At 65.3% G+C, this 16064-nt stretch carries 13 protein-coding genes and 1 pseudogene; 5 read left to right on the plus strand and 9 right to left on the minus strand.

The genetic code is table 11. The features are described from left to right. The first annotated feature begins 133 nt into the window (after positions 1-133). Complete coding sequence (gene rlmKL, locus HMPREF2716_RS18890) at positions 134-2311, plus strand: bifunctional 23S rRNA (guanine(2069)-N(7))-methyltransferase RlmK/23S rRNA (guanine(2445)-N(2))-methyltransferase RlmL (protein WP_003116467.1); 2178 nt, start codon at positions 134-136, stop codon at positions 2309-2311. A 68-nt stretch (positions 2312-2379) separates the two neighbouring features. Here the strand turns inward: rlmKL and dacB are convergent, their stop codons facing one another. Continuing rightward, positions 2380-3810 (minus strand): D-alanyl-D-alanine carboxypeptidase/D-alanyl-D-alanine endopeptidase, encoded by a 1431-nt coding sequence (gene dacB, locus HMPREF2716_RS18895; protein WP_003160657.1) that lies wholly within the window; start codon positions 3808-3810, stop codon positions 2380-2382. Between the two features lie 310 nt (positions 3811-4120). On the opposite strand from dacB, the gene HMPREF2716_RS18900 reads away from it, so the two are divergent. The 3 genes from HMPREF2716_RS18900 (at position 4121) to HMPREF2716_RS18910 (ending at position 7753) form a co-directional block, all read left to right on the plus strand. Continuing rightward, a complete protein-coding gene (locus tag HMPREF2716_RS18900) occupies positions 4121-4465 on the plus strand; it encodes a YggL 50S ribosome-binding family protein (protein ID WP_003091271.1) in 345 nt (114 codons plus the stop codon). Positions 4466-4890: 425 nt separating this feature from the next. Then, positions 4891-5514 carry a response regulator transcription factor gene (locus HMPREF2716_RS18905; protein WP_003091268.1) on the plus strand — a complete coding sequence of 208 codons (624 nt, stop codon included), beginning with the start codon at positions 4891-4893 and terminating at the stop codon, positions 5512-5514. Positions 5515-5527: 13 nt separating this feature from the next. Beyond that, positions 5528-7753: an ATP-binding protein gene (locus HMPREF2716_RS18910; RefSeq protein WP_004344753.1), complete on the plus strand. Its 2226-nt coding sequence runs from the start codon at positions 5528-5530 to the stop codon at positions 7751-7753. A gap of 10 nt (positions 7754-7763) precedes the next feature. Here the strand turns inward: HMPREF2716_RS18910 and HMPREF2716_RS18915 are convergent, their stop codons facing one another. The 4 genes from HMPREF2716_RS18915 to HMPREF2716_RS18930 form a co-directional block, all read right to left on the minus strand. Further along, a complete protein-coding gene (locus tag HMPREF2716_RS18915; protein ID WP_003091265.1) occupies positions 7764-9095 on the minus strand; it encodes a deoxyguanosinetriphosphate triphosphohydrolase in 1332 nt (443 codons plus the stop codon). A gap of 116 nt (positions 9096-9211) precedes the next feature. Beyond that, a complete protein-coding gene (locus HMPREF2716_RS18920) occupies positions 9212-9535 on the minus strand; it encodes a hypothetical protein (protein ID WP_003091264.1) in 324 nt (107 codons plus the stop codon). A 13-nt stretch (positions 9536-9548) separates the two neighbouring features. Beyond that, positions 9549-9929, minus strand: coding sequence for a phage holin family protein (locus tag HMPREF2716_RS18925; protein WP_003091263.1), 381 nt, complete (start codon positions 9927-9929; stop codon positions 9549-9551). 3 nt (positions 9930-9932) lie between these two features. Continuing rightward, positions 9933-10262, minus strand: a complete 330-nt coding sequence (locus HMPREF2716_RS18930; protein ID WP_003091262.1) for an ElaB/YgaM/YqjD family protein — start codon at positions 10260-10262, stop codon at positions 9933-9935. 469 nt (positions 10263-10731) lie between these two features. Between HMPREF2716_RS18930 and HMPREF2716_RS18935 the strand changes: the two genes are divergently transcribed. After that, complete coding sequence (locus HMPREF2716_RS18935; RefSeq protein WP_003091258.1) at positions 10732-11940, plus strand: ammonium transporter; 1209 nt, start codon at positions 10732-10734, stop codon at positions 11938-11940. Between the two features lie 184 nt (positions 11941-12124). Here the strand turns inward: HMPREF2716_RS18935 and opdQ are convergent, their stop codons facing one another. The 4 genes and pseudogenes from opdQ to HMPREF2716_RS18955 form a co-directional block, all read right to left on the minus strand. Beyond that, positions 12125-13390 carry a porin OpdQ gene (gene opdQ / locus HMPREF2716_RS18940; protein ID WP_023517808.1) on the minus strand — a complete coding sequence of 422 codons (1266 nt, stop codon included), beginning with the start codon at positions 13388-13390 and terminating at the stop codon, positions 12125-12127. Positions 13391-13558: 168 nt separating this feature from the next. Then, complete coding sequence (locus HMPREF2716_RS18945; protein WP_023517807.1) at positions 13559-14425, minus strand: MBL fold metallo-hydrolase; 867 nt, start codon at positions 14423-14425, stop codon at positions 13559-13561. Then, a pseudogene (locus HMPREF2716_RS18950) lies at positions 14425-15356 on the minus strand (pyridoxamine 5'-phosphate oxidase family protein). The gene HMPREF2716_RS18945 and the pseudogene HMPREF2716_RS18950 overlap by 1 nt, the downstream one beginning before the upstream one ends. 16 nt (positions 15357-15372) lie before the next feature. Continuing rightward, positions 15373-15969: a glutathione S-transferase family protein gene (locus HMPREF2716_RS18955; RefSeq protein ID WP_023435272.1), complete on the minus strand. Its 597-nt coding sequence runs from the start codon at positions 15967-15969 to the stop codon at positions 15373-15375. Positions 15970-16064: the final 95 nt, after the last annotated feature.

The raw sequence follows: 16064 nt of genomic DNA on the forward strand, positions 1-16064 counted from the left end.
CGCCCAGACTGCGACTCGGGGTCGCAGCGAGCAACGCCGGGAGCGTTCCGGCAATCGAACCACGGCACCTGGTGCCAAAGAAGTGCCCATGAGGGTGCTTCCACTGACAAGGGCTACGGCCCGGGAAGGCGATATGGCTGATGTTTACGAATTGTTTCTGACCTGCCCGAAAGGCCTGGAAAGCCTGCTCCTCGAAGAGGCGCAGGGGCTCGGCCTGGACGAGGCGCGCGCCCAGGTGTCGGCGGTGCGCGGACAGGGCAGCCTGGAGGTGGCCTATCGCCTCTGCCTGTGGTCGCGCCTGGCCAACCGGGTCTTGCTGGTGCTGGCGCGATTCCCGGTGGAGAACGCCGAGTCCATGTACATGGCGGTCCACGCGGTGAACTGGGAAGACCACTTGGACGCCGGCGGCACGCTGGCGGTGGAGTTCAGCGGCAAGGGCTCGGGCATCGACAACACCCATTTCGGGGCGCTGAAGGTCAAGGATGCGATCGTCGACAACCTGCGCGAGCGCTCCGGCCGACGCCCGTCGGTGGACAAGGTCAATCCGGACGTGCGCGTCCACCTGCACCTTGACCGCGGCCAGGCGACCCTCTCCCTGGACCTCTCCGGGCATAGCCTGCACCAGCGCGGCTATCGTCTGCAGCAGGGCGCCGCGCCGCTGAAGGAGAACCTGGCGGCGGCGGTGTTGATCCGTGCCGGCTGGCCGAAGATCGCCGCCGAGGGCGGTGCCCTGGCCGACCCGATGTGCGGCGTCGGCACCTTCCTGGTCGAGGCGGCGCTGATGGCTGCCGATATCGCGCCGAACCTCAGGCGCGAGCGCTGGGGCTTCAGCAATTGGCTGGGGCACGTGCCGGCGCTGTGGCGCAAGCTCCACGAGGAAGCCCAGCAGCGCGCGGCGGCCGGCCTGGCCAGGCCGCCGTTGTGGATTCGCGGCTACGAGGCCGATCCGCGCCTGATCCAGCCGGCGCGCAACAATATCGAGCGTGCCGGAGTGGCCGACTGGGTGAAGATCTACCAGGGCGAACTGGCGACTTTCGAGCCGCGCCCGGACAAGGGCCAGACCGGCCTGGTGATCTGCAACCCGCCCTATGGCGAGCGCCTCGGCGACGAAGCCAGCCTGCTGTATCTCTACCAGAACCTCGGCGAGCGCCTGCGCCAGAGCTGCATCGGCTGGAGCGCCGGGGTGTTCACCGGGGCGCCGGAACTGGGCAAGCGCATGGGTATCCGCAGCCATAAGCAATACGCGTTCTGGAACGGCGCGCTGGCCTGCAAGCTGCTGATGATCCAGGTCGAGCCGCGCCAGTTCGTCACCGGCGAGCGTGGCGAACGCAACGACGAAGGCCTGGCGCGGGCGCCGAGCGAGCCGGCACGGCTGAGCGAGGGCGGGCAGATGTTCGCCAATCGCCTGCAGAAGAACCTCCGGCAACTGGGCAAATGGGCGCGCCGCGACAAGATCGAGTGCTATCGCCTGTATGACGCCGACATGCCGGAGTATGCCCTGGCGGTGGATATCTACGGCGATTGGGTTCACGTCCAGGAGTACGCCGCGCCCAAGTCGATCGATCCGGCAAAAGCCCAGGCGCGCCTGTTCGACGCCCTGGCGGCGATTCCGCAGACCCTGGGCGTTGCCCAGGAGCGGGTGGTGGTCAAGCGCCGCGAGCGCCAGGCTGGCAAGAAGCAGTACGAACGGCAGAGCAGCGAGGGCAAGTTCCTCGAGGTGGGCGAGGGCGATGTGCGCCTGCTGGTGAACCTGACCGATTACCTGGATACCGGGCTGTTCCTCGATCACCGGCCGATGCGCCTGCGCATCCAGAAGGAGGCGGCCGGCAAGCGCTTCCTCAACCTGTTCTGCTATACCGCCACGGCCACCGTGCATGCGGCCAGGGGCGGCGCGCGCAGCACCACCAGCGTCGACCTGTCGAAGACCTACCTGGACTGGGCGCGGCGCAACCTGTCGCTCAACGGCTTTTCCGACAAGCAGCGCCTGGTGCACGGCGACGTGATGGAGTGGTTGCGGGAAGACGATGGCCAGTACGAACTGATCTTCATCGACCCGCCGACCTTCTCCAACTCCAAGCGCATGGAAGGCGTATTCGACGTGCAGCGCGACCACGTCGAACTGCTCGACCTGGCCATGGCGCGGCTGGCGCCGGGCGGAGTGCTGTACTTCTCCAACAACTTCCGCAAGTTCGAACTGGACGAGAGCGTGCAGGCCCGCTATGCGGTCGAAGAGATCACTGGCGAAACCCTCGATCCGGATTTCGCGCGTAATCCGAAGATCCATCGGGCCTGGAGAATCACCGTTCGCTGAGGCGAGCGGCATTCATGCAAAAGGCCGCCGGCGGGCAACCGCTGGCGGCCTTTTTTTCGTACTGCGCCTTATTTCCGCGCGTGCAGGCTCAGCAGTACCTGGTCGAGGATCGCCGAAGCGCCCCACGGCCGCGGGCTGTTGAGGATCGCCACCACCACCCAGTTGTGGCCGCTGGCGTCGCGGCTGAAGCCGGCGAGGGCGCGCACGGTGTTGAGGGTGCCGGTCTTCACGTGCGCCTCGCCGACCAGTGCGGTGCGCCGCAGGCGTTTGCGCATGGTGCCGTCGAGGCCGGCCAGCGGCAGCGAGGAGATGTACTCCGGTGCATAGGGGCTGTGCCAGGCGGCTTGCAGCATCGCCGCCATCTCACGGGCGCTGACCCGTTCCTGGCGCGACAGTCCCGAGCCGTTCTCCATTACCAGGCGCGGCGCGGTGATGCCCTTGCGCGCCAGCCACTGCCGCACCACCCGCTGCGCGGCCTGGGCGTCGTCGCCGTCGGCGCTGTTGCGGAACTGCGCGCCGATGGAGAGGAACAACTGCCGGGCCATGGTGTTGTTACTGTATTTGTTGATGTCGCGGATGATCTCGACCAGGTCTGGCGAGAAGGCCTTGGCGATCAGCGTGGCGTTGCGCGGTACGCTGCCCTGGCGGTCCTTGCCGAGGATGCTGCCGCCCAGTTCCTGCCAGATGCCGCGCACCGCGCCGGCGGTGTAGCCGGGGTGGTCGAGCAGCGACATGTAGGTCTGCGCGCTACAGCCCTGGGGAATCTGTCCGGTGGCCAGCAGGGTGGTGCCGTCGAACTGGGTCACCGGGCTGAAGCGCAGCTTCGGCCAGGCCGGGCAGGTGGCCGGCGCGGTCATCTTCACCTGGTTGTCGATGCGTACGTTGGCCAGCGGCGGGTCCATCTGCACGTTGACCTTGTTGCCGTCGGTGCGCACCACCATGCGCACGCTCTTCAGGTTGACCAGCAGCGAGTCCGGACCGACCAGGAACGGCTTGGTGTCGTCGCCGCCGTCGTCGTTGAATACCGGCAACTGCGGGATGTTGAAGTAGCTGCGGTCGAGTACCAGGTCACCTGTGACCTTGGTCACGCCATTGGCGCGCAGGTCGCGCATCAGCAGCCAGAGCTTCTCCATGTTCAGTTTCGGATCGCCGCCGCCCTTGAGGTAGAGGTTGCCGTTGAGCACTCCGTTCTTGAGCTGGCCGTCGGTGTAGAACTCGGTCTTCCACTGGTAGGTCGGGCCGAGCATTTCCAGGGCGGCATAGGTGGTGAACAGCTTCATGGTCGAGGCCGGGTTCACCGATACGTCGGCGTTGTAGTAGGTGGGGTTGCCCGGGCCGTCGAGCGGAATCAGCACCAGCGACAGATCGTTGCCGGTCAGCTTGTTGGTCTGCAGGGCTTTCTGCACGTTGGCCGGCAGGGTGGCGTTGACCTGGGCGAGGGTGGGAAGGGCGAAAGGCAGGAGCGTGGCGAAGGCAAGAGTACGCAGCGACTTGAACATTAATGAAGAACCCTTGAAGACGGAGGGTAGAAAATGAAATGAAGATGAAAAACGAAGCGAACCTGAAAAAAGAGACGGACATCACGCGAAGAGGCCGTCTTGCTCATTATGCCGCAAGGCGGATAACGATGCGCTGGAGTTTCGCGGAGTTCGCCGTCATATCGCCGAATGGTCGGAACTGGTAGAGTGCGCCGGCAATCCGGCCGCGCCGCGCGGAGCTTGCCGGGGTTCGCCCGCGGCTCCAGCGGCGTCGGCTACTGTCTGTAATGCGAGGCTCCGCCAATGGAGCGTCAATCCAGGAGATGCCGCCATGGCTACTAATCGTTCCCGCCGCCTGCGCAAGAAATTGTGCGTCGATGAATTCCAGGAGCTGGGTTTCGAATTGAACTTCCACTACAAGGAAGGCGTGGATGCCGATGCGGTGAACGCTTTCATGTTGCGCTTCATCGATCAGGCGATCGAAGCCAACGAACTGACCTATGGCGGCTGCGACGAATTCGGTTTCGTCTGCCTGGCGCGCCGTGGCTCGGTCAATGAAGAGCAGCGGGCCCTGATCGAGGCCTGGTTGAAGCAGCAACCGGAACTGGCCAGCGTCGAGGTCGGCGCGTTGGTCGACGCCTGGTACCCGGAACAGCCTGTCCTGCCGAAGCTCTAAGCGATAGCGCCGCCATCCCGCCCGAGGATGGCGGTCGCGTCTTCCCTCCCTTTCGATCCTGCTCCGGCGCTATCTGGCCCGGCGCCCGTCGTGCTTCCCTTTGCCCTGCCAAGGCATGTCGGCGGCTTGTGGCCGTACATGCGGATAGCAATACTCCGAAACCCCTGACGAACTATTCAACTCGCTCTGGCAGATAACGAGCCGGGAAGGCGCGTATATATGCGGGTGTTTTTCATGCAGATAACCAGGCCAATTGCTTGGCAATATACGAGGTTTTGAATTCGCCGTAAGAAATAAATTAAGTTTCCGTGAGAATATTCCTTAAAGTATATGAGTTGCCATCGAGTATCTCGACAATATGGCTCCCGTCTATATCTTGCTCAGGAGAATTTTTTCTGAATTTTTATTGGCAAGGAAATCAGACAATGAGCCGTATCCTGATAGTCGACGATCATCCCGTGATTCGCATGGCCATGAAGATGTTGCTGGAAGCCGAAGGGCACCAGATCGTCGGCGATACCGATAATGGCGTGGATGCCATCAGCCTCGGGCGGGAGCTGAAGCCGGACCTGGTCATCCTCGATATCGGCATTCCCAGGCTGGACGGCCTCGAGGTCATCAGCCGCCTGATGGTGCTGGCGTTGCCCCTGAAGATCCTCGTCCTGACCGGCCAGAGCGCCTCGCTCTTCGCCCTGCGCAGCATGCAGGCGGGCGCAGCCGGGTTCGTCTGCAAGCAGGGCGGACTGGCCGAACTGGTGACGGCGGTGAATGCGGTCGCCTCGGGATACAGTTACTTTCCCAGCTCGGCCATGCGTCCTGTGCAACAGGGCGCCTATTCCGACGATGTGGAATTGCTCGGACGCCTGTCCGATCGCGAAGTATCGGTATTGCAATACCTCAGCCAGGGTTATTCGAACAAGCAGATATCCGAGCAGATGTTTATCAGCAACAAGACCGTCAGCACTTACAAGGCGCGCTTGTTGTTGAAGTTGAACGCCGGCTCGCTGGTGGATCTCATCGAGTTCGCCAAACGCAATACGCTTATCTAAGGGCCGGAACCGAATGAAGTTCCAGAAACGCAGTGCGTGCATGCTCGGCCTGCTTCTCATATTCGCCTGCATGGCGGGATATGCCGTTCCGGCGAGGGCGACGGCTGGCGAATATTCTTCCATGCTCCGGATTCCCGCTCCGGAACGTCCGGGGGACGCCGATGTGGTCGACGAAGCGCCGCTACGCCAGGCTGCCGACGGGCTGAGCTCGCCATCCCCTTCCAGCCTGGTGCTCGGCCTGCTGGTGGCCTGCCTGGTCTGCGTCGGATGCCTGGGCTGGAATACCGTCCTGCAGCTCAGGCTCAGGCGTTGGCAACGTACCGAAGCCGACCTGAGCGGCCGCCTGGCATTGAAGCAGGCGCTGGTCGACGGGATTCCCTACCCGGTGAGCATCCGCACGCTCGACGGTCGCCTGCTGGCCTGCAACCGCAATTACCTGGAAAGCCTGCGGATGACCCGAGAGCAGGCCCGCGGCACCCTGTTGACCGATTCCGACTGGGTCGAGGGCAGCAAGGCACGGCTCATGCACCAGCAGTGCCTGGCGGTGGCTCGGGGAGGAACGGCGAGCTTCACCGACATGGCGGTGCGCATCGGCGGGCAATTGCTGGAGATCCACCATTGGGTCACGCCCTACAGGGATCGCCAGGGCCGGATGCTCGGCCTGATGAACGGCTGGATCGACATCACCGAACGGGAGCGCCTGGCCCGCCAGTTGCGCGAGGCGATGCGCCAGGCGGACGAGGCGAATCGGGCGAAGAGCGTCTTCCTGGCGACCATGAGCCACGAGATCCGTACGCCGATGAATGCGGTCATCGGCATCCTCGAACTGGTCCTGCAGCGCCTGGCGCCGGAGCAGCGCGAACGCGCCTCGCTGGAGGTCGCCTACGAGGCAGCGGGGTCGCTGCAACTGCTCATCGGCGACATCCTCGACGTCGCCAAGATCGAGTCCGGTCACCTGACCCTCACGCCCGAGCGGGTTCGCCTGCGCCATGTCGTGGAGTCGGTGCGCCGCATGTTCGAAGGCCTGGCCCGGCAGAAAGGCCTGAGGCTCGTTGTGGAGCTGGACGATGCCCCGGGACGGGACGTGCTGATCGATCCCCTGCGCTTCAAGCAGGTGCTCTCCAACCTGGTGAGCAATGCGATCAAGTTCACCGAGCGGGGACAGGTGACGATCCGTCTCCAGGAAAGGAGCCTGGACGAGGGGAGGGCGATCGTCCGGGTGGACGTGGAGGATTCCGGTATCGGTATCGCTCCGGCGGACCAGGCGCGCCTGTTCCAGCCTTTCATCCAGGTGGCCAAGGGACGCACGGTGCAGGGCGGGACCGGCCTTGGGCTGGCGATCTGTCGGAAGTTGGTGGACCTCATGGGCGGCGATGTCGAGATGCACAGCGAGCCGGGCAAAGGCACCCGGGTGTCGCTCGACCTGCTCTTGCGCCAGTGCGGGCCGAAAATGCCTGAATCCGGCCAGGACCCGCTGGCAGCATCCATGGAGCCGTCTCGCCGCCTGCATATCCTCATCGCCGACGACTATCCGCCCAACCGGGTACTGCTGCGCCAGCAACTGGAGTTTCTCGGCCACCGGGTGGCGGAAGCGGAGGATGGCCAGGTGGCGCTGGAGCTCTGGGCCGACGAGCGCTTCGAGGTGCTGATCAGCGACTGCAACATGCCGCGCCTGAACGGCTATCAGCTGGCACGCAGGATACGCATCCAGGAACGGTGCGAGCGACGCGCGCCGATCCTGATCCTCGGCTATACCGCCGACGCCGAGCCGGACGAGGTACAGCGCTGCCGCGACGCGGGCATGGATGATTGCCTGTTCAAGCCGCTCGGCCTGGAGACCCTGCGCAACTACCTCGCGACCTCTTTCGGACGCGACGCCGCGCAGCCCCGGGGGCTCTATGATGCAGCCGCTCTCAGCAGCCTCGGCGGCGGCCGCCCGGAACGGCTGCGCGAACTGCTGGAGACCCTGCTAGGCAGCAACCGTCAGGACCTCCAGCGCCTTGCCATCCTCCTGCGCGAGGGCGACAGGACCCGGCTCGCCGAGCATGCCCACCGCATCAAGGGCGCCGCACGGATGATCGGGGCGCGTACCCTGCTGGAGGCCTGCGAGGCCCTGGAGGACGCCTGCCGGCGAAGTGGTGACGGGGAGTGCCTGCAGGCGCCTGGCGAAAGACTCCGGCTGGCCCTGGAGGCGTTGCAGGAGGAACTCCAGGAGCAGTTGGCGGGCGCTGCGGTATGAGCCCTTCCTTTCAGGAGGGGCTCGAGCGTCCGGTCATTTCCCGGGCCATTTCCGTGGCGTAGCTGTCGGTCATGCCGGCGATGAAATCGATCACCTGGAGGAAGGCGCGGTACAGCGGCCACTGCGGGTCGGGCGCGTTGCGTCCGAGCAGGTCGAGGATGCGCCGGTTCTTGAACGACGGCGTATGCCCGCCATATTGCTCCAGCGCGGCGCCACAGAAGGCGTTGAGGAGGATCTCCAGGGTGGTGTAGGCGCCGATCTCGTGGAGGGTCTTGCGCTTGTCCTGGAAGATCTTTTCCCGCGCGATGGCCTTGGCCCGCTGCACGCAGAGCTTGGCCGGGCCATGCATGTGTTCCACCAGGTCGCCGGCAAGCTGCCCGGCGAGCAGGGCCTGTTGCTGGTCGACGAAGGCACGGGCGGCGGCATTGGTCAGGTGCTCGATGGCCTTGCCGCGGAGGATCGCCAGTTTACGCCGGCGGGAGTCCCTGGGGCCGAGTTGGCGATAGGTGTCGGGCAGGTCGTCGCCGACCAGGCCGAGTAACAGCGCCTCGACCTCGCTGTATTCGAGCAGCTCCATTTCCAGGCCGTCTTCGAGGTCGATCAGGCCGTAGCAGATGTCGTCCGCCGCTTCCATCAGGTAGACCAGCGGATGGCGAGCCCAGCGCTCGTCGTCGAGTTGCGGCATGCCGAGCTTATGGGTGATCTGCTCGAGCAGCGGCAGTTCGCTCTGGTAGCAGCCGAACTTGTGCTTCTTGTAGCCCAGCGCTTCGGCGTGGCGCGAGGTCCAGGGGTACTTCAGGTAGGTACCCAGGGTTGCGTAGGTCAACCGCGTGCCGCCGTCGAACTGGTGGTATTCCAGTTGGGTGAGGACCCGGAAGCCCTGGGCGTTGCCTTCGAAGTGGAGAAAGTCGGAACGCTCGGCGTCGCTCATCTCGTCCAGCCAGCCACGTCCGGCGGCTTGCTGGAACCAGTTGCGGATCGCGTCTTCGCCGGAGTGCCCGAATGGTGGGTTGCCGATGTCGTGGGCCAGGCAGGCCGACTGGACGATGACGCCGAGGTCGCTGGGGTCGCACCACTCGGGTAGTTCCTCGCGGAGGATCTCGCCGACCCGCATGCCCAGCGAGCGGCCGACGCAGGCGACTTCCAGGGAGTGGGTCAGGCGGGTGTGGATGTGATCGTTGCTGGAGACCGGATGGACCTGGGTCTTGCGTCCGAGGCGGCGAAACGCGCCGGAGAAGATGATCCGGTCATGGTCCTTGTGGAAGGCGCTGCGGCCCAGTTCATCGTTGCTGTGTACCGGCTTTCCGAGCCGTTCGCGGGTGAGCAGGGTCTGCCAGTCCATCGGGAATTCCAGGGATGCGCTGAGGCGATGCGGACACGCTAACGGTTTGCCTCGGCAAGCTCAATCGTCGCGTTGGGGAAACGGAGGGCGCCGACCGTTGCCGGTCGGCGCATCCTTCAACGGCCTTTCTGCTTGCGCAGGCCGAGCAACAGCGGGGCCAGGGCGACGCCCAGGCGCAGCAGACGCTGCCAGCGTCCGCCCTTGCCAAGCAGTACGCTCAGCAGTGCGGCTCCGCCGGCGCCCCAGAGCGCCGCATTGCCACCGCCGAACAATTGCTGGCTGAGGTTGTGGCCCAGCCCCTGGGCCTGGCGGAAGGGTTGCACCAGCAGTTGGCTTTCGCGGCGCAATTGCTGGCGCTGCATTTCCAGGCGCAGGCGGATCACCGCCTTGCGCAATTCGCGACGCGACAGTCCGGCCGCGTTCACCGGTAATTGGCTCATGCGCGTTTCCTTGTCATGGCAGCAGTCGCTCGCGGTCGTTGGCCAGTTCTTCCAGGGTGGCGCTGAACGGCGAGCTTTCGTCGTTGATCGACTGGTACAGGCGCCAGCCGCAGAACAGCGAGCCGATCACGTAGAACAGGCACAACCCGAGCGCCGCTGCGAGCCGGTTGGTGTCCCAGAACACGATCAGCACCAGCAGCGACAGGCCGACCAGCAGGAGCAGGGCGAATACCAGGGCCAGCCCGGCGAACAGCAGCAGGCGCAGGGTGTTGGCCTTCTGTTCCTGCAGCTCGATGCCGAACAGCTCGACGTGACCGTGCAACAGGCCGAGGAAGGCGGCGCCGAAGCGCCGCAGGGAGGGGCGGCCGTCCGCCGGGTCCTTTCCTTCGCTCATGGCTCAGCGCCGGCTGACCAACAGGCCAAGCAGGAAGCCGACGCCGGCGGCGATGCCGATGCTCTGCCAGGGGTGTTCGCCGACGTACACCTCGGTGGCGTCCACCGCGGCCTGGCTGCGTTCGCGGACGTTGTCCTTCAGCGAGTCCTTGGTGTCGCGCAAGGTATCGCGAGCGCGCTTGAGGCTGTCGTGGATCTTGCCGCGGATTTCTTCCGCCTGGTCGCCCGCCACGTCGGCGGTGCTTTGCAGGAGTTTCTCGGTATCGGCGACCAGTGCCTGGAATTCAGCCAACAGTTCATCCTTTGCAGCGTTTGCAGTGGTCTTGCGGGGCATGACGAGCTCCTCTGGTCATGGGGTGTGTTTTTTTCGAGCCGAGCGCGGGGCGGAAGGTTCAACCGATGGGTAATTTCCGCGCGTTGCCGGTCGCTCCCGGCGCTCCTTTCATTAAAGACTGCCACAGCGTGCCTGTCGGCGCGGCTGCGGCGAGATGACGCCCATCCGGCTGCCTCGCAACGGGGCGCGAACTGGTATGGCGCTTGCAATTCCCTGGTGCGCACGTCGGCCGGAATGCCCCTTGCGAGGGCGCCAGGCGCTCCCGGAGGGTACTTCGGGATGAACGTCCAACCCAATGAAAATCAAGGAAAGTCCGGGAGCTTTCCATGCTGCCTCAGGCACCTTGCGAAACGTCCGCCGAAGAAAAGCGGCGGTTCGCACGACGACTACTGCTTCGTCATGGTGCGTTGAAGGACGGGCGTGGGCGTTTCTGGTGCTTTCTCTCTACGCGCGAAGGCTGCCTCAATCCATGGATAACCTGAATAGTGCGGTGCAAGTCCTGATCCACGGCTCCAATACCCTGTTCATCCTGCTCGGAGCGGTGATGGTGCTGGCGATGCACGCCGGCTTCGCCTTCCTCGAGGTGGGCACCGTGCGCCTGAAGAACCAGGTCAACGCCTTGTCGAAGATCCTGTCCGACTTCGCCATCTCGGCGCTGGCCTATTTCTTCGTCGGCTACTGGATCGCCTACGGCGTGACCTTCTTCCACCCGGCAGCGGCGCTGACCGTGGACAGTGGCTATGCGCTGGTGAAGTTCTTCTTCCTGCTGACCTTCGCCGCGGCAATCCCGGCGATCATTTCCGGCGGCATCGCCGAGCGTGCCCGGTTCGGCCCGCAGTTGTGCGCCACGGCGCTGATCGTGGCCTTCGTGTACCCGTTCTTCGAAGGCTTGGTGTGGAACGGCAATTTCGGCTTGCAGGAATGGCTGAAGTTGGAGTTCGGCGCACCTTTCCACGATTTCGCCGGCTCCGTGGTGGTGCATGCGCTGGGCGGCTGGCTGGCATTGGCGGCGGTGCTATTGCTGGGCAGCCGCAACGGTCGCTATCGCGACGGCAAGCTGGTGGCGATGGCGCCGTCGAGCATCCCGTTCCTGGCGTTGGGGTCGTGGATCCTGATCATCGGCTGGTTCGGCTTCAACGTGATGAGCGCCCAGACCCTCGCCGGGGTCAGCGGGCTGGTGGCGGTCAACTCCTTGCTGGCGATGGTTGGCGGCACCATGGCGTCGCTGCTGATCGGCCGCAACGACCCGGGCTTCCTGCACAACGGTCCGCTGGCCGGGTTGGTGGCGGTGTGCGCCGGTTCCGACCTGATGCATCCGATCGGCGCCCTGGCCACCGGCCTGGTGGCGGGGGCCCTGTTCGTCTGGGCGTTCACCGCGACCCAGGTGCGCTGGAAGATCGACGACGTCCTCGGTGTCTGGCCGTTGCACGGTCTTTGCGGGGTCTGGGGCGGGATTGCCTGCGGCATCTTTGGCCAGCAGGCATTGGGTGGGCTCGGCGGGGTGAGCCTGGCCAGCCAGGCGCTCGGCAGCCTGCTGGGGGTGACGGTGGCTTTCGCCGGCGGCCTGTTGGTCTATGGGCTGATGAAGGCGCTGCTGGGCATCCGCTTGAGCCAGGAGGAGGAGTACTACGGCGCGGACCTGTCGATCCACAAGATTGGCGCGATCAGCCACGAATGAGGGGGCGGACTTCCTTGGTCCGGCGGGGTATCGGCGGATAACGCCCCAGGCGCTATCCGTCCTGCACGTTGCGAGCGAGGCATCCCGCCATGAAAGAGGCCACCCAAGGGTGGCCTCTTCGTTCCGCCGCGGGGCTCTGGGGAGGGGCGGATGGCCGTAGCGCGGCTATCCGCCGGTCCTGCCGTTACCAGAGCGGCAGCGTGTAGCTGACGATCAGGCGATTTTCGTCGTAGTCGTTGGTGTAGTTGGTGCGCATGGTCGCGTTGCGCCACTTCACCCCGAGGTTCTTCAACGGGCCGCTCTGGAACACGTAGGCGATGTCCATGTCGCGTTCCCATTCCTTGCCTTCGCCCGAGGTGGTCAGCAGGTCGATGTTGTCGCCCTTGACGTAGCGGGTCATGAAGGTCAGGCCGGGAATGCCGACGCCGGCGAAGTTGTAGTCGTAGCGCGCCTGCCAGGATTTCTCGTCCTTGTTGGCGAAGTCGCCGATCTGGATGAAGTTCACCAGGTAGGGGTCGGCGCCGTTGATGTAGGCGAAGCCGGTGTCGCCGCTCATCTTCTGGTAGCCGACGCCGAAGGCGTGGTAGCCGAGGCTGTAGGTGAACATGGCGTTGAGCGCCTTGTTGTCGACGTTGCTGGAGCCGTCGTCGGTGGAGCGCGCCCAGCGGATGTCGGATTTCAGCGACTGCTTGTCGGCGATCGGCAGGGTGTGCACCAGGCCGAGGTAATGCTGCTTGTAGAAGTTGTCGAGCTTGCCGTAGTGGTAGCTGGTGCTGAGGTTGTCGGTCCACTTGTAGCTGCCGCCGGCGAAGTCGAACTTGTCCGAGGTCAGCCCGGAACGGACCACGATGTTGCGCTTGCCGCCGCCGGTGATGGTCATGTCCTCGTTGTCCGAGGAGTCGCGCTGGTTGACCTTCTTCAGGCGCCCGGCGTCGAGGGTCAGGCCGTCGATCTCCATGGAGTTCAGCGCGCCGCCCTGGAAGGTCTGTGGCAGCAGGCGGCTGTCGTTGGGCATGATCACCGGCAGCTTGGGGGTCAGGGTGCCGATCTTCAGGGTGCTCTTCGACGCCCGCAGCTTGGCGGTGATCCCTGCCTCGCCGTAGTCGTCCTGGGCGCGGCCGGTCTCGCGGTCGCGCTTGAGCAGGCCGGTGCCGCTGCGGTCGGGGCTGGAGTCGAGCTTCACCCCGAGCAGGCCGATGGCGTCGACGCCGAAACCGATGGTGCCCTCGGTGTAGCCGGACTCGTAGCGCAGGAGGAAGCCCTGGGCCCATTCCTCGGCCTTGGACTGGCTGGCGCCTTCCTGGCGGAAATCACGGTTGAAGTAGAAGTTGCGGAATTCGATGCTGGCCTTGCTGTCCTTGATGAACTCGGCATGGGCCAGGGTTGGGACGGTAATGCTGGAACCCAGCGTGGCAAAAGCCACGGCACGGGCGATCGGGGTCATGCTCATTGTTATTGTCTCCTCGAGCGCTTGGGGCAGGCCGATGGCGGCGGCGTGACGCCACGTCGGCCTGTGACAGCCCGGTTACTTAAGCACTACAGGAAGACGGCCACTGTTAGACATTAGTCGAGGGTGGCCGAGAATTGGCACGAACCCTGTCTAGGACGGGCGTTCCCGCTATTCCAGCCAGTGCGGGAAGTAGCCCAGGGCGGCCTGGACCCGCGCATCGTGCGCCGGAATCACGCTCAGGCGCGGGTCGCTGCGGAGCAGCAGGCGGATCTTCGCCAGTTGCGCGAGGGTGCGCGCGGGATCGCGATCGACCAGGGCGCGGCCGGCGAAGAATTTCTGCCGCGGGCCTTCGACGCCTTCGAGTCGCCAACTGGTGTCGCCGCTGAAGAACAGCCGGCGCCCGCTGTCGAGGGTGACGAACAGACCGACCGAGCCGGGCGTATGGCCGGGCAGGGGGACCAGCACCAGGCGGCCGTCGCCAAACAGGTCGAGGCTTTCGTCGAAGCCCATGAACGGCTGCGGATCGAAGCTGTAAGGTCGCCAGCGCACGCCATGGCGGAATTGGCTGGGGAAGGCGGCCGGCGGGGTGGCGATGCGGCTGAAGGCGATCTCCTCGTAGGGTGCCCAGACCGGTACTTTGGGGAAGTCGACCAGGCCCGAGGCGTGATCCCAGTGCGCGTGGGACAGCAGGATGCGATCGACGCGGATACCGGCGGCGTCCAGTTGGTCGCGCGCCGGGACGACTTTCTGGTAAGCGAACAGCGGCGCCGCCCACCAGGGCATGTCGGCGCGGAACTGGGCGTCGATGTCGCGCCCCAGGCCAGTGTCGAAGAGCAGGGTGGCGGCATGGTGCTCGATCAGCACCGCGGTATGGCTGAGCGGCACCTGGCGCACCCAGGAGCCGCCGTCGACGGTGAGCGCATCGAGGGTTTCCACTCCCGAGGTGCGCAACAGGGCGACTCGCATTTCCGCCGCCTGCACCGGTAGGACGAGGAGGGCGATCAACAACGAGGCAAGGCGATACAGGAAAGGCATCAAGATTCACCGGCAGGAAGAAAAGGGGATGGCTGGGGTTCGCCGAATGCCAGCGGCAGGCGGCCACGCCGCCAGCGCCAGCCTGCGGGGCGCAACGCCAGCAGGCGCTCGGCGCCGGCGGGCCAGGGGATGGATGGCTGCGAACCCGGCCAGAACAGCTCAGCCTCGGCGTGCAGGTGCAGCAGGTCGCCGTTGTCGAAATCGATGAACAGGAGGCCGCAGCGAGGCTCCTGGAGCAGGTTGCCGAGGGTATTGAACAGGCGGTTGCCGGCGTAGTCGGGCACCCACAGGCGGCCATCCGCGCCGAGCCGGAGAAAGCCCGGCGGCCCGCCCCGATGGGAGACGTCGACGCCGCCCCTGAGTGGGTCGGCATGCTGGCTGGCGATGAACAGCGTATCGCTGCGCGAGACCAGCGACAGCCAGCGTGGATCGAGTCCTTCGCCCTGCAACGCGGGACTTGCGATCCTGGAGACGGGCTGATGGCTGCGCGCCTGGATGTACTTGGGACAGTTGCCGAAGGATTGCTCGACGCCGACCGTGAAACCCTTTCCGTCCCGCGCCAGGACCCGTCCATTCATGCGGTTGCGGCGGCGGGTCGGCCATTCCAGGCCGAGGATGCCGAGGCGGGTGCCAGCCTCGAGATTGGCCGCCAGCGGATCGTCCGCTTGCGGCAGGCTGTCGATGCGCAGGCGGGTCGGTTCCGGCGAACGGGCGAAGCCGGGGGGCCCCAGAGCACCGAGGCGCTGGGGTAGCCGTCGGCGTCGAGGCTGCCCACCAGCAACAGCGGTAGCAGGGCGAAGAACTCCCGATGCTGGTCCGGCATGAAGGTGCGGATCGCGCGGCTGCCGAAGCTGGCGACCTGTTCGCGAACGCCGGCGCGTTCCTGGATCGCCAGTTCGCCGGCGTGGAAGGGGCTCTGTTCCTGGCTCATGCTGCCTCCTGCCGAGCTACAGGCCGGGCATCGGGATGTAGCCGGGCAGCGCGCGGATGCGGGCGATCCAGGCGTTCAGCGCCGGGTAGTGGTCCAGCGCCAGGCCGCCCTCGGGGGCGAGGGCCAGGTAGGGGTAGAGGGCCACGTCGGCGATGCTCGGCTGTTCGCCCTGGGCCAGCCAGCGATGCTCGGCCAGGTGCCGGTCGACCAGGCGCAGCACTTCCAGGCCTCGCTGGTGGGTCTGCTCGCGATCCAGCGGCAGGTCGAAGCGAGTGATCAGCCGGGCGCTGGCCGGACCGTTCTGCACCTCGTTGGCCGAATAGCTGAGCCAGTAGGCGATTCGGCCCTGGCTGACGGGGTCGAGCGGATACCACACGGGATCGGCATGGCGTCGCGCCAGATAGACGAGGATGGCATGGGAGTCGCCCAGTTGCAGGTCGCCGTCCTCCAGTACCGGGATCTGCCCGCGAGGATTCATGCGGAGGAAGGCCTGGGTCTTGTGCTCGCGGTTGAGGAGGTCGACCGTCCGCAGCGTCGCCTCGCGGCCGATGAGGGAGAGGAACAGGCGGACCTTGTAGGCGTTGCCGGAGAGATCCAGGTCATGGAGTTTCATCTGAGGGTTCCAGGCGGGTATTGGTGTCTGGATATTAGACAGACAGGTCTGTATATTTCAAGACACGCGTTCGCCTTTTTCCGTCGGTATTCGTC

The sequence above is a fragment of the Pseudomonas sp. HMSC076A11 genome (assembly GCF_001810205.1).
Lineage (GTDB): Bacteria > Pseudomonadota > Gammaproteobacteria > Pseudomonadales > Pseudomonadaceae > Pseudomonas > Pseudomonas aeruginosa.

Bases quoted from the DNA above. Each gene is read 5' to 3' on its own strand.
- HMPREF2716_RS18935 (WP_003091258.1), top strand. From the start codon at position 10,732: ATGGATAACCTGAATAGTGCGGTGCAAGTCCTGATCCACGGCTCCAAT.
- HMPREF2716_RS18905 (WP_003091268.1), top strand. From the start codon at position 4,891: ATGAGCCGTATCCTGATAGTCGACGATCATCCCGTGATTCGCATGGCC.
- HMPREF2716_RS18945 (WP_023517807.1), bottom strand. From the start codon at position 14,425: ATGCCTTTCCTGTATCGCCTTGCCTCGTTGTTGATCGCCCTCCTCGTC.
- HMPREF2716_RS18915 (WP_003091265.1), bottom strand. From the start codon at position 9,095: ATGGACTGGCAGACCCTGCTCACCCGCGAACGGCTCGGAAAGCCGGTA.
- dacB (WP_003160657.1), bottom strand. From the start codon at position 3,810: ATGTTCAAGTCGCTGCGTACTCTTGCCTTCGCCACGCTCCTGCCTTTC.
- HMPREF2716_RS18955 (WP_023435272.1), bottom strand. From the start codon at position 15,969: ATGAAACTCCATGACCTGGATCTCTCCGGCAACGCCTACAAGGTCCGC.
- HMPREF2716_RS18920 (WP_003091264.1), bottom strand. From the start codon at position 9,535: ATGAGCCAATTACCGGTGAACGCGGCCGGACTGTCGCGTCGCGAATTG.
- rlmKL (WP_003116467.1), top strand. From the start codon at position 134: ATGGCTGATGTTTACGAATTGTTTCTGACCTGCCCGAAAGGCCTGGAA.
- opdQ (WP_023517808.1), bottom strand. From the start codon at position 13,390: ATGAGCATGACCCCGATCGCCCGTGCCGTGGCTTTTGCCACGCTGGGT.
- HMPREF2716_RS18930 (WP_003091262.1), bottom strand. From the start codon at position 10,262: ATGCCCCGCAAGACCACTGCAAACGCTGCAAAGGATGAACTGTTGGCT.
- HMPREF2716_RS18910 (WP_004344753.1), top strand. From the start codon at position 5,528: ATGAAGTTCCAGAAACGCAGTGCGTGCATGCTCGGCCTGCTTCTCATA.
- HMPREF2716_RS18900 (WP_003091271.1), top strand. From the start codon at position 4,121: ATGGCTACTAATCGTTCCCGCCGCCTGCGCAAGAAATTGTGCGTCGAT.
- HMPREF2716_RS18925 (WP_003091263.1), bottom strand. From the start codon at position 9,929: ATGAGCGAAGGAAAGGACCCGGCGGACGGCCGCCCCTCCCTGCGGCGC.